This window comes from Nocardia colli (assembly GCF_008704205.1).
In the GTDB taxonomy this organism is placed as follows: Bacteria; Actinomycetota; Actinomycetes; order Mycobacteriales; family Mycobacteriaceae; genus Nocardia; species Nocardia colli.
The window spans coordinates 712,266-731,871 of record NZ_VXLC01000001.1 but is presented as its reverse complement, the minus strand read 5'-3'; the positions used below and the strand labels follow the sequence as shown (position 1 = coordinate 731,871).

Below are 19,606 nucleotides of genomic sequence, written 5' to 3'. Positions count from 1 at the left end.
TCCGCCTACGATCCCGCGGTCTCGATGCCCTTCTGCATCCCGATGATCGCGTCGTCGACGGACTTGTTCTGCTTGAGCGCAGCATAAGCGTTGTCCTGGATGGCTTTCGACACCGCGGGGTAGAACGGCGTGACCGGACGCGGCACCGCGCTGGCGATGGAATCCTTGAGCGCGGGCAGGTACGGCATCTTCGCGATCAGCGCCGGGTCGTCGTACATCGAGGCGCGCACCGAGGGCAGCGCGCCCGAGGCGACGATGTGCTGGGCGTCCTCGCTGATCAGGAACCGCAGGAAGTCCAGCGCGGTGGCCTTGTTCTTGGAGTACGAGCTGATCGCCGCGTTGTAGCCGCCGAGCGTGGACGCGCCGACGCCGTTCTCGCCGGGCAGCGGCGCGACGCCGAACTTGTCCTTCACCGAGGAGGCGTCGCCGCCGACGTCACCGTAGGTGGACGGCCACGACCGCAGGAACATGAGCTTGCCCTGCGCGAACGCGTTGCTGCTCTCCGGCTCCTTGAAGGTGATCGCTTCCTGCGGGATGTTGCCGTCCTTGTAGGCGTCGACCAGGACCTTGAGTCCGGCGCGCGCCTGCGGGCTGTTCACCGTCGGGGTCTTGCCGTCGGCGCCGACGAAGCTGCCGCCGTAGGCGTTGATCACCTCGGCCGCGTTCACCGTCAGGCCCTCGTACGGCGCGAACTGCCCGGCGTAGCAGCCGATGTTCTGCGCCTTGGCGACCGGGCACTGCGAGATCAGTTCGCTCCAGGTCTTGGGCGGGTTGGGCACCAGGTCCTTGCGGTAGAACAGCAAGCCGCCGTTGGTGTTGCGCGGCGCCGCGTAGAGCGTGTTGTTGTAGGTGGCGCTGGCGACCGGCGGGGAGAGCAGCGCGGAGGTGTCGATGGCGAAGGAATCCTTGAGCGGCTGGATCCAGCCCTTCGCGGCGAACTCGGCGGTCCACGGCACGTCCATGGCGATCACGTCGTAGTTGGACTGCTTGGAGCGCATGTGCTCGACCAGGTCGTCGTACTGCTGCGAGGCGTCGTTCGACTGTTCCTTGAACGTCACCTGCTCGTCCGGGTGCGACGCGTTCCAGCGCTCGATGAGCTGCTTGACCGCACCGGTCTCGGTGGTGTCCTTGCCCTCGACGTAGGTGATCGGCCCGCGCCCGCTGAGGTTCTGGCTCGTCGGACTCCCGCCGCTGTCGCTGGAGCAGGAGCTGGTGAACGTCGCCGTCAGCAGCGCGACCGAGACGGCCGCGAACACAGCCTTCGGTACGAGCGACGTACGTAGGGACGACACCTTTTTCACAGCCATCGCGGACACTCCAAGTCGATCGTGAGCATTAGCACACCCTGCCGGTTGCACAACGCAAGATACATGGTGGGGGAGTGACTCGGGGGATTGTGGCGGGAAGTCCTCGCTACTCTGGCGTGTGATGACATCGCCGAACCCGGTTCCCGAGCGGATGCTGACCCGCATCGGCGGGCTGCTGCGCCAGGCCGAATCCACCGACAACGAGCACGAGGCCGAGGCGTTCCTCGCCGCCGCCCAGCGGCTGGCGACCCGCTCGTCCATCGACCTGACGGTGGCCCGTGCGCACGTCGCGGGCCGTGAACGCAGGCCGACGCCGATCCAGCGGATCATCCCGATCGGCGAACCGGGCAAGCGCGGACTGCGCACCTACGTCCAGCTGTTCGTCGCGATCGCGCACGCCAACGATGTGCGCTGCGATGTCGCTCGCACCTCCACCCAGGTGTACGCCTACGGTTTCGATTCCGATATCGACACGTGCGAGGCGTTGTACGCGAGCCTGCTCGTGCAGATGGTGCGGGCGTCGGATCAATACATCAAGTCCGGGCAGTACCGCACCGCGACGGTGGAGAAGCTGGTCACCGAAAAGCGCTGGGGGCGCAAGGTGCAACGCAAGGTGCAGGCGCCGGTCGCCGGGGTGACGGCGCGGTTGAACTTCCAGATGGCGTTCGCGGCGCGGATCGGGCAGCGGCTGGCCGCGGTGAAGGCGGAGGTCGAGGCCGAGGTGGTGCCCGGTGACAGCTCGGCGGCCGGCACCGCGCTCGCGTTGCGCAACAAGGAGATCGAACTCACCGACTTCTACGCCAGCACCTCCGAGGCGCGCGGGACCTGGCGCGGGCCGCAGGCCTCGGCCGGGCATTCGGCGGCGGCGCGGCGGGCGGGGGATCGCGCGGGCAAGGCGGCCCGGCTGGGTAACTCGCCCGAACTCGGTGCGCCCCGTGGGCAATTGACCACGCGGAAGTCGCGCGGTTCGGGCAACGGTTCATCGTGAGCGTTCGGGATACCCAGCGCGCCAGGGTGTATGACGCCGAGCAGTTGGTGCGCGGGATGTTCGACCGGGCCGATGAGCACGGGAGCCGGACGGTCGAGCTGTACGGTTCGCACCTCACGTTGCCGATCGAGCGGCGGTTCGCCTCGGTCGAGTCGGTGCAGAACTATGCGAACAAGGTGCTCGCGCTCAATTGGGTTCGGGGACAATGGGATCGCGCCGGAACCGCGGTCCGGGTGCGTTCGCGCGCGGGGACGGCGGCCGCGCACTATGAGGCCGAGGACGCGGTCCTCGCCGTACCGTTGCATACCGGCAGCCGGGCATGGGCGTTGCGTGAGCTCGTGATCCTGCACGAATTGGCGCATCATCTGGAGTCGAACGTCGGCTCGGTCGCGCCGCACGGGCCCGAATTCTGTACGCGCTACCTGGAATTGGTCGACGGGATCATCGGGCCGGAGGCGGCGTTGGTGTTGCGGGCGACGATGCTGGGTTGCGGTGTGCGGCTGGGGTGACGCCCCGGTTCTACGCGGACAAAATCGAAGCCGTAGCGGCTATTTCGCGTGATTGCTGTGGAATTTGTCCGCTCAGACCGGCTTCTGTGACTCGACCAGTTGCAGCACGCGCGCCAATCGTTCTTCCCACCACGCGGTCCGATCGGGATCACGCTGCCGGTACTGCTCGGCGAGGGCCGGATCAGGCTGAGGTGGAGTTCGGGGCACCGGAAGGTATCCGTCGACAGGACGCAGGGAATCGACCACAACATCGCCGGTGAGCAGCGACAATGTGCCCAGCCCGCAGGCGAAGTCGAGTTCGGGAAGCGCGCCGGCGAGCGCGAGTTGCGCGGCCAGGCCGACGCTGGTTTCCAAGGCCGAGGAGACCACGCAGGGGAGACCGGCGGCCTCGGCCACCTGCAATGCGCGCCGAACTCCGCCCAGCGGAGTACATTTCAGCACCGCGATGTCGGCGGCCCCGGCGACCGCGACCCGCATCGGGTCCTCGGCACGCCGGATGGATTCGTCGGCGGCGATGCGCACATCGACGCGCCGGCGCACCGCGGCCAATTCCTCGATCGTCCGGCACGGCTGCTCGACGTACTCCAAACCGCCTGCGGCCTCATCGATTCGGTTGATGTGCGCGACGGCGGTCTCCACATCCCAGACCGCGTTGGCGTCCACCCGAACGGCCCCGCTCGGTCCGAGCGCGTCGCGCACCGCCGCCACCCTGGCGAGATCTTCGGCGAGCGAATCGGGATGATCGGCGATCTTCACCTTCGCGGTCCCGCACCCCGACCCCGCGACAATCGCGTGCGCGCGCTCCGGATCGACCGCGGGCACCGTGCAGTTGATCGGAATCCGCTCCCGCACCGGCTCCGGCCAGCCCACCGTCACCTGCTCCAGCGCGGTGGCCAGCCAGCCGGCCGCCTCCCGGTCGTCGTACTCGGTGAACGGGCAGAAGTCCCCCCACCCCAGCGGACCCCGGATCAGCATCCCCTCGCGCACGGTGATGCCACGGAATCGGGTGCGCATCGGGATCGCGTAGACGATGCTCTCAACAACGTGATCGGTCATCGCCGCCCAGCTTAACCGGCGCTACCCGGTACCGCCTGACCAGGCGTTTGCCGAATTCTCCCCATACCGGCTGAGTAGTTTTGCGGTCCTGCGCCCGCCGCTCGGCCGCGATGCTGAGTGCATGACCTACTACCCGACAGCGCAGCAGCAGTGGCAGCAGCCGCAATGGCCGCGGCCGACGCCGCAGCCACCGCAGCGGACCTGGGACCTGGTCCTCACCATCGTGCTGTACTCCTGCGCGGCGCTGCTCGGCATGCTCGCCGCCTACGCCACGATCTTCTTCGCCTTCGCCGCCGACGCCTGCGGTCCGAAGAACTGCAACGACAGCTACCTCGGCGCCGCCTTCATCGTCTCCTGGGGCGGCACCGCCGTGGCGTTGGTCGGCTCGCTCGTGATGATCGTCATCGCCGGCTTGAAGCGCTGGTACATGTGGTACTGGCCCGTCCTGGCCGCACTCCTCATCGTCGCCTCGTTCGCCGGCGGCGTGGCGCTCGCCTCCCAGGTCTACGCCACCCCCTGAAGCCTGCGGCGAAAGATAGTGCGCGCGTCGGGATGCGCCGCGTTTCCTGGCGGGTAATCCTGAGGTATGGCGTGGGAGCAACCAGATCGGTTCCCGAACCTCGTTCGCGCGGTGATCGGTTCGCTGATCACGGTCGCGTTCGCCTGGTTCATCGCGTCTTTCGTGCCGCTGTACGAGGTGGTCGCGCGCGCGGACGTGGATGGTGGGGCGTGGCGCTACCTGTCGATCGCGCAGGTGGCCGGCTGGGGCGGGATTGCGGGGTCGGTGATCTGGGCGGTCACGGTGATGGTGCGCAAGGCGCGGGCGCGCCGGCCGATCGCCTGGACGCCGCTGATCGCGGTGCCGTTGATCATCGAATCGTGGGTGGTCGGATTCCTGATCGCGCTGGTGCTGGCCGCGATCTGACGCGGTGCCCGCCGGAGCCGGGCACCGCGTCGGCGCGGATCAGAGGCGTTCGAGGATCATCGCGTTCGACAGACCGCCTGCCTCACACATGGTTTGCAGTCCGTAGCGGGCGCCGCGGTCCTGCATCGCGTGCACCAGCGTGGTGGCCAGGCGGGAGCCGGAGGCGCCGAGCGGGTGACCGATGGCGATCGCGCCGCCGTTGACGTTCACCTTGCCGAGGTCGGCCCCGGTCTCCTGGGCCCAGGCGAGCACGACCGGCGAGAACGCCTCGTTCACCTCGAACAGATCGATGTCGGAGATTTGGAGTCCCGCGCGCTGCAACACCTTTCGGGTCGCCGGAATCACGGCGGTGAGCATCAGCAGCGGGTCGTCGCCGACCACCGCGAAGCTGTGCAGCCGGGCCAGCGGCTTCAGCCCGAGTTCCTTCGCGCGCTCGCCGGTCATGATCAGCACCGCGGCGCTGCCATCGCTGACCTGGCTCGCGCTGGCCGCGGTGATCTCCCAGCCGATCTGCGGGAAGCGGGCGGCCATCGCCTCGTCGTAGTAGGCGGGGCGCAGCTTGGCCAGGGTGTCGAGGGTGCTGCCGACGCGGATGCCCTCGTCGGTGCTCAGCCCGTTGATCGGCGCGAGTTCGCCGGCGAACAGGCCGTTCTTCGTTGCCAGCGCGGCCTTTTCGTGGCTGCCGAGCGCGAACTCGTCGAGTTGCGTGCGGGTCAGCCCCCACTTGGCGGCGATCAGTTCGGCGCTGATCCCTTGCGGCACCAGGCCTTCCGGATAGCGTGCGGCGAAACCGACGCCGGAGACATCCTCGGAGCCGATCAGGTTGGCGCCCATGGGGATCCGCCCCATCGATTCGACACCGGCAGCCACGACGATGTCGTAGGCCCCGGAGATCACGCCCTGGGCGGCGAAATGGATGGCCTGCTGGCTGCTGCCGCACTGCCGGTCCACCGTGGTCGCGGGGACGGATTCGGGATACCCGGCGGCCAGGGCTGCGCGCCGGGTCATGTTCGCGCCCTGCTCGCCCACCTGGGTGACGATGCCCGCGATCACATCGTCGATGAGCACCGGATCGATGCCGCTGCGATCGACTACCTCGCGCAGGCTGTGCGCGAGCAGATCCACCGCGTTCACGTCGTGCAATGCGCCGTTCGGCTTGCCCTTGCCGATCGGGGTGCGTACCGCTTCGACAATTACCGCGTCTCTCATCGTGCTTCCTCTCGGACCGAGAACCGGGCGGCCTTGCCTGGCTCTATCAACACATAGTCAGGTTACACCTGGCAATAGTCGAGACAAGTCAGCAAGGCTATGATGTTGGTCATGGCAGCAGTGATGGAAGGACCGTTGGCCGATCTGAGCTCGTGGCAGCCCACGGATTGCTCGATCGCCAAGGCGATCGAACTCGTCGGCACCCGCTCCGCCGTGCTCATCCTGCGCGAGGCCTACTACGGCACCACCCGCTTCGACGGCTTCGCCCAGCGCGTCGGCATCACCGACGCCGCGGCCGCCACCCAGCTCCGCAAACTCACCGAAGCCGGCCTGCTCACCAAGCAGCCCTACCAGGAGCAGGGCAAACGCACCCGCAACGAATACATCCTCACCCCCATGGGCCGCGACCTACTCCCCGTAATCCTGGCCCTCATGCAATGGGGCGACACCTACCTCCAACCCGGCCCACCCCCCCTCCTCCTGACCGACCACACCACCGGCTCCCCCGTCCGAGTCCAAGTCCGCAGCGAAGCCGGCCACGAAGTCCCCCTCGACCAACTATCCATCCGCGTCAATAACGACTACCTGGCCACCCGCCGCACCCGCGAGCGCAGCACCGAACGCTGACCAGCGCTGGGCGGCGTCTGTGATCTAGATCGCGCCGCGAGTCTGTCGTTCGATGGAACCGTATCCGCTGACGCGCCGTCCAACACTATTGACGGACAACAGCTTCGGATCATCCTCGCGGAGGTGGTCGCATTCGAAGGCCGTCGAGACAGTGGGAGGACTTGTCGCCGGCAAGGGGAAAGCCTCGCCGGAGGCCGAAATAGGGGGATGACAATGACGAACACTCGACGTGTGTCGATGATTGCTGGCTTGCTTGCTGCGCCGATTATCGCAGGTATCGCAGGCGGGTCTGTGGCAACTGCCGCACCGGCACATTCGATGCAGACAGGGGCCACTGCGCTGAGTCAGCCTGTGCTGTTGGGGGTTTCGCCGGCACAGGCGGCGCCGAAGAAGATCACGGTTACCCGGCAGTGCGACAAGGTCAAGAACGGGACGCCTGCCAATGGGCACTCGGAAGAGAAGATCCGGGCGTCGGGCTCGGCCTACAACCGGAAGGACGCCGAGAAGGCGGCCGACCAGGAAGTGGACCGAATCATGCCGGACGGTTACCACAAGCGGCACTGCCGCACCCTGTAGCGAGAGGATGTTGCGAACGATGAGTAGCCATCTGGTTTTTCAGTTGTACTGCACGCCGGTGGAGGCGGAGGCGGTGTGCTCGGCGTTGACGCGGGGGATTGCCAGGTTTGCGGAGTTCGGGGATGCTCGGATCGAGATCGAGCGGCAGGCCGAGACCGACTATGAGATGCACCTGAATTGGGCTGCGCAGCATCCGGGGCAGGATCCTGGTGATCGGGCGTACTTCCTGTTGCAGGCGCAATCTGCGACCGATATTCCGGAATCGGTGCTGCGGGAGGCGGAGTCGGCTCTGTGGGAGTGGATTGATTCGACCTATCACGGCGATTCGGATGAGATCGTCGAGGTGCATGCGGCTAGTCATGCCGGTACGAAGCTCGCCGACTGAGTGAGTTGTCCGGAGGCCGCACAGGTGACTGTGCGGCCTCACTCGGGTAGGGCGCTCTGCCGAGGCGCGGTATGCGCCGTGCGGCGGGGGTTTCAGTCGTCTTCGGGGAACCAGCGGTTTGCCCAGCGGCTCAGGGCGGCGACGGCTTCTTGGAGGTCGCGGCCCATTTCGGTGAGCTGGTATTCGACGCAGACGGGGGTTTGGTCGTAGACGGTTCGGGAGATGATGCCGGCGGCCTCGAGTTCGCGCAGGCGCGCCGAGAGCATGCTGTCGGTGAGGTCGGGGATGGCTCGGCGGATTTGGACGAAATGCTTTGCGCCGAGCAGTAATTCGCGCAGGATGACGCCGTTCCAGCGTTTGCCGATCAGCTCTACGCCGCGGTGGTAGCTCGTGCAGAAGCCCGGTCGCAGGTCGGGGTGCGTCACCGTCGCTTCGTCCATTTTTCGACGGTAACACGGATCGGGTATTGACTCATGAGTTGGTAGTCACTATAAATTTCATAGTGTCTCCTCGGGTCGGGATGGATCGGAGCCGGCACAACAGAAGTCGGAGATGGACATGGATACCGTCGACCACAAGAAGAGCTTTCGCGCGGCGTGGGAGGACCCGGCGAACACGACCTACGAGCTGCCGCCGCTCGATGTCAACCAGGTGCTCGTCGATCGGTACGAACTGGCGAGCCCGCTGGTCTTCACCCGAACCATGCTGTGGGACATGGAGACTCGCAAGGCCCGCCGTCCGGACATCTACATCCCGTACGTCGTCACGGGCGGCGCGGAGTCCTGGGGCGAGGGAGATGTCTTCGTGCGGAAATCCCGCCAGCGACTGTGGCTGCGACCGGAAACGGACGGCCTGGTCCTCGAACAGACCCACCTCGACCACGCGAACCAGCTCGTCACGTTCATCGGCGCCGCCGAATTGCCCGGCCCCACCGGCGAACTCCTGCACGCGGGCACCGGACAACCGATCTTCCACGTCGAGCACGGAGCCGCGGGCACCGAGGAACGACCCCTGAACACCTGGCGGATCGTGCACCTCACCGAAACCCCCGACTCGCGCTTCGCGGCGGTCTTCGACCGGATCGCCGCGGACCCGCACCTGCCGGCCTTCTTGGAGATCTACATCCGCGACGTGCTCGGCATCGAACTCACCCGCCGCTGACCACGGCCGGATCACCACCGATGTCACAGCCACGGCGGCTGCATCGTCTTCTCTGTGACGGCGGATCACCGCGGCGCAGAAGTTGGGAGCGGAAAGTGACTATTACCATGGAAATTGCAGTCGATGATGCGGCAACCGCGCTGAGTGGGCCGACGGATCACGCCGCAGCGACAACGGCCGCCGCGCATCCGGCGAAGTGGAAGTTCTGGCTGCTGACCATGGCCGGCCTCTACCCGCTGCTGACCGCGCTGGTGACGGTGACCGGCCCACTGCTGGAATCCCTCCCGGCCCCGTTGCGCCTGGCCTGCATCCTGCCCGTGGCGGTAGCCGCCATGGTGTGGGTGATCATGCCGTTCCTCACCCGCCGCTTCGCCGGATGGCTTGCCCGCTGAAACGGAATGGCGGCCTGAAAAAGAACGAGCCCGGTCCATAGCGGACCGGGCTCGTCGATATCGGACTCAGTGCAGCCGACGCCCATCCTCGGCGGAGAAGAAGTAGGTGTGCTGCGGATCGGTGGACAGCCGGACCCGGGTGCCCTTGGCGGGCGGGTTACGCCAATCCGCCCGGGCCACAACGGTTTGCCCCTCGGCGGTGGTGCGACCGTAGATGTAGGCGTCGGAGCCGAGCTCCTCGACCACGTCCACCTCCATCTCGATGCCCGCGCCGTTACCGTTGCCGAGCTCGAAGTGCTCGGGGCGGATGCCGACCGACACCGAACCCTCGGCCGAGTCGATGACCGAGCGCGGCAGCGGCAGCACGTGCCCGCCGAGCGAGACCGAACCGTCCTCCACCGGCAGGGTGAACAGGTTCATCGCGGGCGAGCCCATGAACCCGGCCACGAACACGTTGACCGGATCCTGGTAAAGGTCGCGCGGGGTCGCACACTGTTGCAGCAGACCGTCTTTGAGCACCGCGACGCGATCGCCCATGGTCATCGCCTCGACCTGGTCGTGCGTGACGTACACGGTGGTGGTGCCGAGCCGGCGCTGCAACTGCGCGATCTGGGTGCGGGTCTGCACGCGCAGCTTGGCGTCCAGGTTGGACAGCGGCTCGTCCATGAGGAACACCTGCGGCTGGCGCACGATCGCCCGGCCCATCGCGACGCGCTGACGCTGACCGCCGGACAGCGCCTTCGGCTTGCGATCCAGGTACGGCTCCAGGTCGAGCAGTTTCGCCGCCTCGAGCACCCGCTTCTGCGTCTCCGCCTTGGCCACCTTGGCCAGCTTCAGCGCGAAGCCCATGTTCTCGGCGACGGTCATGTGCGGGTAGAGCGCGTAGTTCTGGAACACCATCGCGATGTCGCGTTCTTTGGGCTCGGCATGCGTCACGTCGTTCGAGCCGATCAGGATGCGCCCGTCGCTGACGTCTTCCAGGCCGGCCAGCATGCGCAGCGAGGTCGATTTACCGCAGCCCGAGGGGCCGACGAGAACGAGGAATTCGCCGTCTTCGATCTCCAGATTCAACTGGTCGACAGCAGGTTTGGTGGATCCCGGGTAGAGCCGGGTAGCGCGGTCGAAGGTCACCGTGGCCATGGCAAAATCACATCCCATCCCGGCAGGAACGTGCCGGACGATCCGAGTAAGGGTTGACCGGCGACATTACTATGTCTGCTCGATTCGCGCTCGAAATGCTCGAGTTCGCGCGCAAACCGGCTAGATCGGGGCGGTCGGCCACCATCGATCGTGCAGCTCCTGGCCGGTCGATGCGCCGAGCAGGCGCAGCGTGCAGAAGCTTCTGGCGGGGTTGTCGAACCGGACCTCCAGCTGACCGGCCGTGGTTCCGCTCTGCTTCGTGGTGGATCCCCAGGTCGTCCGCCCGGTCCCGGACGGCCGGGTCCAGGTCTCGTCACCGTCGTCGCCGTTGCGGCGTTCGAGGCGGGCGAACGGCGACCGGTCGGCGTTGCAGTGCACCACCATCGTGGTTACCGGGTTGTTGTCGCCCATGCACAGCAGTTCGGGCACCAGAGCCACGGTGTCGGTCGAGACGGCTTTTCCGCTGTCCGTCGGACTACAGCGCAGTCCTCGGTCACCACTCGTAGAAGGAGTGGCGGGCAACAAGCCGGGGAACGCATCAACGATGAAACCGAAAGTGCCCCAGGGTGGAACGGGCGCGGGAGTGCTCGACGGCGGCAGCGCGGTCGGAGTGACCGAAGTCCCGGATTCACCACCGAGCCTTGTGAGGATAAACGCCACGAGCGCCAAAACCGTTGCCCCGGCGGCTATCGCGATCTTGGCACGACCACGCCCCCGAGGCGTCGCCGTTAGGGCCGCTACGGCGGCCTGCGCCAGCTCACCACAGCTCTGATACCGCTCGTCCGGATTCTTGGCCATCGCCCGCGCGACAACGGCATCCAGCGCGCGCGGCACCGCGGGCTCGGCGGCGCTGGGGCGCGGTGGCGTCGCGGTCAGCTGGGCCTGCATCACCGCCGCAGGCGACTCGCGCGGGAACGGCACGGTGCCGGTGAGCAATTGGTACAGCGTGCAGCCCAGCGCGTAGACGTCGACGCGATGATCCAGTGCGACGCCGCGGATCTGCTCGGGCGCCGCGTAGGCCAGCGTGGCGAGCACCGAACCCGCCGTGGTCAGGCTCGTGGAATCGTCTGCCGCACGGGCGATCCCGAAGTCGGTGACCAGGATCCGGTCCGTGCCGTCGGCGGCCGGCTCGATCAAGATGTTGGCTGGCTTCACATCTCGATGCAGCAGCCCGGCCCGATGCGCCTCGTCCAGCCCGCTCGCCGCGCCGCTGACGATGTCGACCGCGCGTTGCGGCGACAACGCCTCCCGGCCGCGCGCGATCAGCTCCGCCGCGTCGTAGCCCGCGACGAACTGCATGGCGATCCACAGCCGGTCGTCGTCGGCGCCGCAGTCGTAGACCGCGACGATGTTCGGATGATCGAGCCGCGCGGCGATCTCGGCCTCGCGCCGGAACCGCGCCCGGAACGCCTCGCTCGCGCCATGGGTGTCGGACAGGATCTTCAACGCGTCCCGCCGGGGCAGCCGGGGATGCCGCGCCAGATAGACGCTGCCCATCCCGCCGGTGCCGAGCTTGCGCTCGATTCGATAGCCCGCGACGACGGTTCCGGGCGCCAAAGTCCGCACTAAACAGCTCTTATCGGGTCTTCACCAGCAGCGCGTACTGTGCGGCGGCCATCTGCCGAACGGTCTTCTCGTCGGGCGCATAGACGTTGGCCAGGTACCGGCCGTCCAGCACCTGGCAGTAGAAGAACTGCATCCGATTGTCCCGGCTACGAAAGCAGGTAGCGTCCGGAACCGCCTGCACCGCAGGCAAAGCCTCGTCGGCCTGCGCGAATTCCGCTGCACGAGTATCGAAATACTTCCGGGCTCGAACCGGGTCCTGCAGGCGCAGCAGCCACCGGTCGTCGACCACGGCCATCCGGTCGACCACCGGATGATCCGGCTTGGCCCCTTCAGCCGAGACCTCCCGCGTCCACTGATCGGCCCCGCTGGCCCCGTACACCACTCCGCTGGCGCCATGCACGCCGCCGTAGCCCGCGATCGTCCCCCGGTCGAGCGCGGTGATGGACGGATACGGCCAGTGCCCGGGCTGGCTCGGCAGTGCCCGCCGCAGCATGCCGTCGGTGTCGAACGGCAGCGCCGCCAGCTTGTCCGCGGGCGTGGGCACGAACCGGTCCAGCCGCGGCAGCTCGGCGTCGAGGGTGGCGGTGGCGATGGCCGTCATCGCGGGCAGGTCGGTGGTCGGATGCGTGACGAAGAGGGTGACCACGTACGGCCCGTGCGCGACGGTGACCCCGAGCGTGGGCAGCTGGGGCCGCCAATGACTCAGCGCCTTCCCGTATTTGGGGATCGGCACGCCGATATTGTCCAGACTGACGGCGAAGTCGGCGGCCTCGATCTCCATCGCCGCGGTGCGGGCCGCGGTCTCGTCGGGCAGGCGGACCACCGTGATCCGCAGCGACTTGGACTGGCCGATGATCGGCTGAAAGGACGCGTCGACGCGGTCCGCGCCGCCCACGGTGTAGCCGCTGATCATGCCGCGCGCGGTCAATACCGGACGCGCGACCTCGGCCAGGATGCCGGTGGTGTCGCCGGGCGTCGGCAGCAGCGACGGATGCCCGAACGCGAACGCCGGATCGATGTCGTACGGATTGAGCACTCCCTCGGCCATCCGCACCGATTCGACGATCCGGCCGTAGGATTCGGTGCCGTCGTGCGGCTCGGTGATCGGTTCGCCGCCGAACGCGCCGACGTCGAGCCCGGACAGATCGGGTGCCGTCGATTCCGCGGTCCCGGACACCGAATCACAGCCGGACAGCACGCCGACAAGTAGTGCGGCACTGGCGAATACCGCCGCGCCGACCGTTGTTCGCTTAGACCGGCGCATCCGGCCACCACCTCTCGTAGAGCGTCTGTCCCGACCCGGTGTAGCTGTAGGCCACCAGGTTGCAGAAGGTCCGGGCCGGGCTGTCGAAGACGAGTTGGAGCACGCCTTGGGTCCGGCCGTCCGCGTCGCGGCCGTCGCCCCAGCTCGCGCGACCGGTACCGGAGTTCCGATTCCACTGCTGCTCACCGGCTTTCGTGACGCCGGTGAGCGATACAACCGGGAACGGCAGGTGGCTGGCATTGCAGGTGAGGGTCAGCGCGGAGAGCGGGTTGCCGTCACCGTTGCAGCTCAGCGCGTCGAAGTCCGGCGCCACCGTCGCCGGCAGGTTCGTCGCGTTCACCTGGCTCTTGATGCATCGAAGGCCCCGATATCCGCTGCTGAACGGGGCATTCGGCAGCAGGTCCGGAAAGGCCGCGATGATGTAGCCGAATTCGCCCCACGGTCCCGAGTTGTCCGCGACGGGGGTGCGGGTCGCCGATGTGGTCGGCGCGACGGTGGTAGCAATCGGCTTGGTGCTCTTCGAATACGCCGTCCACGTCGCGGCTCCGACGGCGAGCGCGAGCACGAAACCCATTGCGGCGATGGCGATCAAGCGCCGGTTGCCGCGCCGCGGCACCGCGTCGGTGATCGTTTCACCGCGCAGCGCGGCGAACGCGTCCGCGGCGAGCGCACCACAGCTCGGGTATCGGTCATCCGGATCCTTCGCCATGGCCCGGGCGATCACCGTGTCGAGTTGCGGCGGCAGTGCGGGATTGGCGGCGCTCGGCCGCGGCGGCGGCTCGGCGAGGTGCGCGTACATCACCGCGGCCTGGGTGGCCCGTGGAAACGGCACCGAACCGGTGAGCAGGAAATACAGGGTGCCGCCCAGCGCGTACACGTCGCAGCGGTGATCCAGCGCGGCACCGTTGAGCTGCTCCGGCGGCGCGTAGGCCAGCGTGGCCAGCACCTCGCCCGCGGCGGTGATCGTCGCCGATTCGCCTGCCGCGCGGGCGATGCCGAAGTCGGTCACCAGCACCCGGTCGGGCGCACCGGGTTTCGGCGAGACGAGGATGTTCGCGGGCTTCACGTCCCGGTGCAGCAGGCCGGCGGCGTGTGCGGCGTCCAGCCCGCTCGCGGCCGCGCCGACGATGTGCAGTGCCCGCTCGACCGGCAGCGCTTGCGGGCCCTGCTGGGCCAATTCCGCAGCGTCGCAACCCTCCACGTACTGCATCGCGATCCAGAGACTGTCCTCGAACATGCCCCGGTCGTAGATCGCGACCACGTTGGGATGCGCCAGCCGGGAAGCCAATTCGGCCTCGCGCAGGAACCGCGCCCGGAATTCACCGTCGGCACTCGGTCCTTCGGCGAGCACCTTCAACGCGTCCCGGCGGGGCAGTCGCGGATGCTGAGCCAGGTACACCGCGCCCATGCCGCCCGCGCCGAGCTTGCGAAGCAAGCGGTAACCCGCGAACACTTCGCCCACCCGTAACGCCATGCCGAACCTCCCCGCGCCCCTGCCGATGGTGGCCCGAGGCCGCGCACGCGGGTCAGTATGCGAGCTGGGCCCGGGATTGCCAATACCCCAATTCATGCCCTGGGGCGCCGGAGCGTGGCTTTGGGATGTGTCCCAGCGAGGCGGTGCCGCCATCGTGTCGATGCTTGATCGCTGGGCTCGACGTCCGCCGCGCCGGTAGCCTCGATCAGGGGCAATCCGAACGACGAGGAGCATTTCATGACCCGAGCAGTTCGTATCGGAGTTCAGATCCAGCCGGAGCACGCGCCCGAGTACCGGCTCATCCGGGACGCCGTTCTGCGCGCCGAGGACGCGGGCGTCGACGTCGTCTTCAACTGGGACCACTTCTTCCCGCTCAACGGCGACCCCGACGGCGCCCACTTCGAATGCTGGACCATGCTCGGCGCGTTCGCCGAGCAGACCGAGCGGGTGGAGATCGGCGCGCTGGTCACCGGCGGCGGCTACCGCAATCCGGACCTGCTCGCCGACATGGCCCGCACGGTGGACCACATCAGCGGCGGCCGGCTCATCCTCGGCATCGGCGCGGGCTGGTTCGAGAAGGACTACGTCGAGTACGGCTACGAGTTCGGCACCGCGGGCTCCCGGCTGGCCCTGCTGAAGGACAACATGGCCCGGCTCACCGCCCGCCTGAAGAAACTGAACCCGCAGCCGACCCGGGAGATCCCGATCCTGATCGGCGGCGGTGGCGAGAAGAAGACGCTGCGCCTGGTCGCCGAGTACGCCGACGTGTGGCATACCTTCGCCGACCTGGACGTGCTCGCGCACAAGAACAAGGTGCTCGCCGAGCACTGTGCCGCCGTCGGCAGCGACCAGTCGCGCATCGAACGTTCGGTGCACTGGCCCGGCCTGGACCAGGCCCCGGCCTTCGTCGAGGCCGGCGTATCGCTGTTCACCATCGGCGTCAGTGGCCCGGACTACGACCTCAGCGAGGTCGAGCGGGCCATCCGCTGGCGGGACGAGGTGAATCCGGAGCCGGTCAGCGGGCTCGCCTGAACCACGGGCCGCCGGGCCGGCCCCGGATTGCGGCGCCGGTCGCGGCGGCCGGGGTCGAATTCGGATCACGCTGATCCGAACTCTGTCGGTCCTGGTCCGCATCGGCACGGGCCAGGTGACGGGGCGCACGCGGGCGGGGTAGCTGCGGGTTAACACTTGCGGCGCGGCTAGGCTTCTTCATCATGGCTGGTCTGCCCGCTGTGCGGTCTCGTGCGTTGATCGCCGTGATATTGCTTGCTGTCGGTCTCGCGGCCACGGCGTGTGGTTCCGGCTCCGATGATGCGTCCTCGGAACGCAACCTGTGTTCCCCGCCGGGGGTGAGCGCGGCCTCGGCCGCGCCGACGAACCTGGCGTCCGCGCAGTCCGCGGGGACGGACAAGTACACGACGGCGAGCACCGCGCCGGTGTCCTCGATCGACACCTCGAAGCTCGGGCTGATCACGCCGGGCAAGCTCAGCGTCGGCACCCTGTCGGACGCCCCGCCGAGCATCTGCGTGAACGGCGCGGGCAGCTTCACCGGCTTCGACAACGAGCTGTTGAAGGCGATCGCCACCAAACTCGGTCTGCAGGTGGAGTTCTCGGGCACCGAGTTCGCCGGCCTGCTCGCCCAGGTGGCGGGTAACCGCTTCGACGTCGGTTCGTCCAGCATCACCACCACCGACGCGCGCAGGCAGCTGGTCGGCTTCACCAACGGCTACGACTTCGGCTACTTCTCCCTCGTCGCGCCGAATTCCGGTGGCATCAAGGGCTTTTCCGACCTGAACAAGGGCACCCGGATCGCGGTCGTGCAGGGCACGGTGCAGGACGAGTACGTGGTCAACACGCTGCACCTGGATCCGGTGAAGTTCCCCGACTACAACACCGCCTACGCCAACCTGAAGTCCGGCCAGGTCGACGCCTGGGTCGCCCCGTCGGCGCAGGCCGAGGGCGCGATCAAGCCGGGCGACGGAACCGCGGTGGTACAGAACACCTTCAGCCTGGACAACTTCGTCGGCTGGGCGGTGTCGAAGAACAACCAGCCGCTGACCGAGGCGCTCAACAGCGGCCTGGACGCGGTCATCGCGGACGGCACCTACGCCAAGCTCTACAGCGACTGGGTGCCCCGGCAGTTGCCGCCGGGCTGGAAGCCGGGCTCCAAGGCGGCGCCGCTGCCCGAGCTGCCGGACTTCGCCGCCCTTGCCGCGGAACGCAAACCGGCCGACACCGCGGCGGTCGCGCCGAAATCCACGCTGCAACAGCTGAAGGACACGTTCTTCGACTGGTCGTTGTACCGCAAGGCCTTTCCCGACCTGTTCAAGACCGGCTTGCCGAATACCCTGATCCTGGCGGTGGTTTCGGGCGTGCTCGGCACCGTGCTGGGCATGCTGCTCGCGGTGGCCGGCATCGCCAGGACCCGCTGGCTGCGCTGGCCCGCCCGGGTCTACACCGACATCTTCCGCGGCCTTCCCGCCGTGGTGATCATCCTGCTGATCGGTCTCGGCATCGGCCCGGTGGTGCGCAACGTGACCGGCAGCAACCCGTACTGGCTCGGCGCGGTAGCGCTGGCATTGCTGGCCTCGGCCTACATCGGCGAGATCTTCCGTTCCGGCATCCAGTCCGTGGAGGCCGGTCAGCTGGAGGCGGCGCGCGCCATCGGCTTCGGCTACCGGCAGGCAATGACGCTGGTGGTGATCCCGCAGGGGGTCCGGCGGGTGCTGCCCGCGCTGATGAACCAGTTCATCGCGTTGATCAAGGACTCGTCGCTGATCTACTTCCTCGGCCTGCTCGCCACCCAGCGCGAGCTGTTCGCGGTCGGCCGCGACCTGAACGCGCAGACCGGCAACCTGTCCCCGCTGGTGGCGGCCGGCCTGGTCTACCTGCTGCTGACCATCCCGCTCACCCACCTGGTGAACTACATCGACCGGCGCATGCGCACCGGACGGCCGGACCGCCCGATCGACCCGGTCGAGGCCGCCACGATCACGGAAGGGCGCGGATAGATGAGTGCCTCCCTCACCGGTACCGGACTGCATTTGAAGCTCGGGCACAACCACGTGCTGCGCGGCATCGACATCCACGTCGACGCGGGCAAGACCACCACGGTGATCGGCCCGTCCGGCTCGGGCAAGTCGACGCTGCTGCGTGTGCTGAACCGGCTGCACGAGCCGGACCAGGGCGATGTGCTGCTCGACGGCAAATCGGTGCTCACCGAGGACCCGGACAAGCTGCGTCAGCGCATCGGCATGGTGTTCCAGCACTTCAACCTGTTCCCGCACAAGACGGTCGCGGACAACGTCTCGCTCGGCCCGCGCAAGCTGCGCGGACTGTCCAAGGACGAGGCGCGCGCAGTGGCGGCGGAACAGTTGGAGATCGTCGGGCTGTCCGACAAGCTCGACACCCGCCCCGCGAACCTGTCCGGCGGCCAGCAGCAGCGCGTCGCGATCGCCCGCGCCCTGGCGATGAAGCCGGAGGTCATGTTCTTCGACGAGGCGACCTCGGCGCTGGACCCGGAGCTGGTCAAGGGCGTGCTCGCGCTGATGGCCGACCTGGCCTCCGGCGGCATGTCGATGATCGTGGTGACCCACGAGATGGGCTTCGCCCGCACGGTGTCCGACAGCGTGGTCTTCATGGACGAGGGCCAGGTCGTGGAGACCGGCACGCCGGACGCACTGTTCGACAACGCCGAGACGCCGCGCCTGCAGCGCTTCCTTTCCCAGGTGCTGTAGCGCACCCCTGGCTAACTGCATTGATGCGCATCTGCTAATGTGTCTGCGCTCACATATCCATCTGTCCACGCTTGGAAAGAGGGAGATCTGATGACAACGGCACATATGCAGCACACCGAGCACGACCACGCGCACGGCCCGGACTGCGGGCATGCGGTGATCGAGCACGGCGATCACGTCGACTACGCACACGACGGCCACCTGCACCGCGAGCACGACGGCCACTACGACGAGTGCGAGCCGACCGGCCACACCGAGCACAGCGACCACACGCACGAGCACGGTCCGGGCTGCGGCCACGACACCGTCCAGCACGGCGATCACGTCGACTATGTGCACGACGGCCACCGCCACGCCGCACACGACGGGCACTACGACGAGCACTGAGGTCGGTGTGAGGTTCTAGAGTCGACCCCGTGATCGAGGCCATCAAGATTCCTACCGCTGCCGGTACGTTCGACGCACTGTCCAGCGGGGACGCCGGGGGACGGGAAGTCATGCTGCTGCACGGCTTTCCGGAGGCGGCCATCGAGTGGGAGTTCCAGCTGCACGCGCTCGGTGGCGGTGGGTGCCATGCGGTAGCGCCTGATCAGCGGGGTTACTCGCCCGGTGTGCGACCGGATCAGGTCGCCGATTATCGGCTCGCCGACCTGGTCGGCGATGTCGCCGCGCTGGCCGACGAATTGGGTTGGCAGCGCTTCGATCTGGTCGGACACGACTGGGGGGCCTATGTCGGGTGGGCGGCAGCGGCGGAGATGCCCGAGCGGATCCGCAGTTTGACCGCGGTGTCGCTGCCGCATCCCGCCGCGTTCCTGCGGGCGATGACCGAGGACGAGGATCAGGCCCAACGGTCGCAATACTTTTCGCTGCTGCGCAAGCCGCGGGTGGCCGAGCGCGCGTTGCTCATGGACGACGGCGCCGGGCTGCGGAAGATCTTCGAATGGAAGATCCCGGAGGAGCGCATCGACGACTACGTGCACCGGCTCTCCCAGCCGGAGGCGCTGACCGCGGCCCTGAACTGGTATCGGGCGATGCACCTGTCCGGGCCGACCGGACCGGTGACGGTGCCGACGCTGTACGTGTGGAGCACCGAGGACAGTACCGTCGGCTCCACCGCGGCCATGGCCACCGCGAAGCACGTGACCGGACCCTATCGATTCGAAATGCTCGAGGAAGTGTCGCATTGGATCCCCGAGCAGGCGCCCGAGGAATTGACCCGGCTGATCATGCAGCACCTGCTCGCGCACCGCACATAACGTCGCCGTTCCGCTGACACAGCGCCCGCCGGGG

General features: G+C 67.7%; 22 protein-coding genes. 14 read left to right on the top strand and 8 right to left on the bottom strand.

Going from position 1 to position 19,606, the window contains the following annotated elements; translation table 11 throughout:
* Positions 1-5: 5 nt before the first annotated feature.
* Positions 6-1,307, bottom strand: a complete 1,302-nt coding sequence (locus F3087_RS03595; RefSeq protein WP_150400304.1) for an ABC transporter substrate-binding protein — start codon at positions 1,305-1,307, stop codon at positions 6-8.
* A gap of 121 nt (positions 1,308-1,428) precedes the next feature.
* Here F3087_RS03595 and F3087_RS03590 point away from each other — a divergent pair, with 121 nt between their 5' ends.
* Both F3087_RS03590 and F3087_RS03585 read left to right on the top strand, forming a co-directional pair.
* Positions 1,429-2,295, top strand: coding sequence for a DUF2786 domain-containing protein (locus F3087_RS03590; protein WP_150400303.1), 867 nt, complete (start codon positions 1,429-1,431; stop codon positions 2,293-2,295).
* Positions 2,292-2,804, top strand: a complete 513-nt coding sequence (locus F3087_RS03585) for a TIGR04338 family metallohydrolase (protein ID WP_396897525.1) — start codon at positions 2,292-2,294, stop codon at positions 2,802-2,804. The genes F3087_RS03590 and F3087_RS03585 overlap by 4 nt, the downstream gene beginning before the upstream one ends.
* A 72-nt stretch (positions 2,805-2,876) precedes the next feature.
* Here F3087_RS03585 and F3087_RS03580 read toward each other — a convergent pair whose 3' ends face one another.
* Entirely contained in the window at positions 2,877-3,860 is a 984-nt protein-coding gene (locus F3087_RS03580) for an o-succinylbenzoate synthase (protein ID WP_150400301.1), read from the bottom strand.
* 121 nt (positions 3,861-3,981) lie between these two features.
* On the opposite strand from F3087_RS03580, the gene F3087_RS03575 reads away from it, so the two are divergent.
* Positions 3,982-4,380 carry a hypothetical protein gene (locus F3087_RS03575; protein ID WP_150400300.1) on the top strand — a complete coding sequence of 133 codons (399 nt, stop codon included), beginning with the start codon at positions 3,982-3,984 and terminating at the stop codon, positions 4,378-4,380.
* A 66-nt stretch (positions 4,381-4,446) separates the two neighbouring features.
* On the top strand, positions 4,447-4,785 hold the full coding sequence (locus tag F3087_RS03570) for a hypothetical protein (protein WP_150400299.1): 339 nt from the start codon (positions 4,447-4,449) through the stop codon (positions 4,783-4,785).
* Between the two features lie 39 nt (positions 4,786-4,824).
* Here the strand turns inward: F3087_RS03570 and F3087_RS03565 are convergent, their stop codons facing one another.
* The gene (locus F3087_RS03565; RefSeq protein ID WP_150400298.1) at positions 4,825-5,994 is read right to left on the bottom strand and encodes a thiolase family protein; all 1,170 of its coding nucleotides are present in this window, start codon (positions 5,992-5,994) and stop codon (positions 4,825-4,827) included.
* Between the two features lie 99 nt (positions 5,995-6,093).
* On the opposite strand from F3087_RS03565, the gene F3087_RS03560 reads away from it, so the two are divergent.
* The 3 genes from F3087_RS03560 to F3087_RS03550 all read left to right on the top strand — a co-directional run bounded on the left by F3087_RS03560 (position 6,094) and on the right by F3087_RS03550 (position 7,582).
* Positions 6,094-6,621 carry a winged helix-turn-helix transcriptional regulator gene (locus tag F3087_RS03560; RefSeq protein WP_191093749.1) on the top strand — a complete coding sequence of 176 codons (528 nt, stop codon included), beginning with the start codon at positions 6,094-6,096 and terminating at the stop codon, positions 6,619-6,621.
* Positions 6,622-6,852: 231 nt separating this feature from the next.
* Positions 6,853-7,197 carry a hypothetical protein gene (locus F3087_RS03555; protein ID WP_150400296.1) on the top strand — a complete coding sequence of 115 codons (345 nt, stop codon included), beginning with the start codon at positions 6,853-6,855 and terminating at the stop codon, positions 7,195-7,197.
* A 19-nt stretch (positions 7,198-7,216) separates the two neighbouring features.
* Positions 7,217-7,582, top strand: coding sequence for a hypothetical protein (locus tag F3087_RS03550; protein ID WP_150400295.1), 366 nt, complete (start codon positions 7,217-7,219; stop codon positions 7,580-7,582).
* A gap of 92 nt (positions 7,583-7,674) precedes the next feature.
* Here the strand turns inward: F3087_RS03550 and F3087_RS03545 are convergent, their stop codons facing one another.
* Positions 7,675-8,022: a winged helix-turn-helix transcriptional regulator gene (locus F3087_RS03545; protein WP_150400294.1), complete on the bottom strand. Its 348-nt coding sequence runs from the start codon at positions 8,020-8,022 to the stop codon at positions 7,675-7,677.
* A gap of 118 nt (positions 8,023-8,140) precedes the next feature.
* On the opposite strand from F3087_RS03545, the gene F3087_RS03540 reads away from it, so the two are divergent.
* Both F3087_RS03540 and F3087_RS03535 read left to right on the top strand, forming a co-directional pair.
* Positions 8,141-8,743, top strand: a complete 603-nt coding sequence (locus F3087_RS03540; RefSeq protein ID WP_150400293.1) for a hypothetical protein — start codon at positions 8,141-8,143, stop codon at positions 8,741-8,743.
* Between the two features lie 107 nt (positions 8,744-8,850).
* A complete protein-coding gene (locus F3087_RS03535; RefSeq protein ID WP_150400292.1) occupies positions 8,851-9,135 on the top strand; it encodes a hypothetical protein in 285 nt (94 codons plus the stop codon).
* A gap of 66 nt (positions 9,136-9,201) precedes the next feature.
* Here the strand turns inward: F3087_RS03535 and F3087_RS03530 are convergent, their stop codons facing one another.
* The 4 genes from F3087_RS03530 to F3087_RS03515 form a co-directional block, all read right to left on the bottom strand.
* Positions 9,202-10,275, bottom strand: a complete 1,074-nt coding sequence (locus F3087_RS03530) for an ABC transporter ATP-binding protein (protein ID WP_150400291.1) — start codon at positions 10,273-10,275, stop codon at positions 9,202-9,204.
* Positions 10,276-10,395: 120 nt separating this feature from the next.
* Positions 10,396-11,832 carry a serine/threonine-protein kinase gene (locus tag F3087_RS03525; RefSeq protein WP_223884792.1) on the bottom strand — a complete coding sequence of 479 codons (1,437 nt, stop codon included), beginning with the start codon at positions 11,830-11,832 and terminating at the stop codon, positions 10,396-10,398.
* Between the two features lie 19 nt (positions 11,833-11,851).
* Positions 11,852-13,105, bottom strand: a complete 1,254-nt coding sequence (locus F3087_RS03520) for a DUF7373 family lipoprotein (RefSeq protein ID WP_150400290.1) — start codon at positions 13,103-13,105, stop codon at positions 11,852-11,854.
* A complete protein-coding gene (locus F3087_RS03515) occupies positions 13,092-14,579 on the bottom strand; it encodes a serine/threonine-protein kinase (RefSeq protein WP_150400289.1) in 1,488 nt (495 codons plus the stop codon). Before F3087_RS03515 ends, F3087_RS03520 begins: the two co-directional genes overlap by 14 nt.
* A 237-nt stretch (positions 14,580-14,816) precedes the next feature.
* Here F3087_RS03515 and F3087_RS03510 point away from each other — a divergent pair, with 237 nt between their 5' ends.
* The 5 genes from F3087_RS03510 to F3087_RS03490 all read left to right on the top strand — a co-directional run bounded on the left by F3087_RS03510 (position 14,817) and on the right by F3087_RS03490 (position 19,572).
* Complete coding sequence (locus F3087_RS03510; RefSeq protein WP_150400288.1) at positions 14,817-15,611, top strand: LLM class F420-dependent oxidoreductase; 795 nt, start codon at positions 14,817-14,819, stop codon at positions 15,609-15,611.
* Between the two features lie 182 nt (positions 15,612-15,793).
* The gene (locus tag F3087_RS03505) at positions 15,794-17,590 is read left to right on the top strand and encodes an ABC transporter substrate-binding protein/permease (protein WP_150400287.1); all 1,797 of its coding nucleotides are present in this window, start codon (positions 15,794-15,796) and stop codon (positions 17,588-17,590) included.
* Positions 17,591-18,316: an amino acid ABC transporter ATP-binding protein gene (locus tag F3087_RS03500; RefSeq protein WP_150400286.1), complete on the top strand. Its 726-nt coding sequence runs from the start codon at positions 17,591-17,593 to the stop codon at positions 18,314-18,316. It begins immediately after the preceding gene.
* 90 nt (positions 18,317-18,406) lie between these two features.
* Positions 18,407-18,703 carry a hypothetical protein gene (locus F3087_RS03495; protein WP_150400285.1) on the top strand — a complete coding sequence of 99 codons (297 nt, stop codon included), beginning with the start codon at positions 18,407-18,409 and terminating at the stop codon, positions 18,701-18,703.
* A 29-nt stretch (positions 18,704-18,732) separates the two neighbouring features.
* Positions 18,733-19,572, top strand: coding sequence for an alpha/beta fold hydrolase (locus tag F3087_RS03490; protein ID WP_191093748.1), 840 nt, complete (start codon positions 18,733-18,735; stop codon positions 19,570-19,572).
* Positions 19,573-19,606 lie beyond the last annotated feature (34 nt).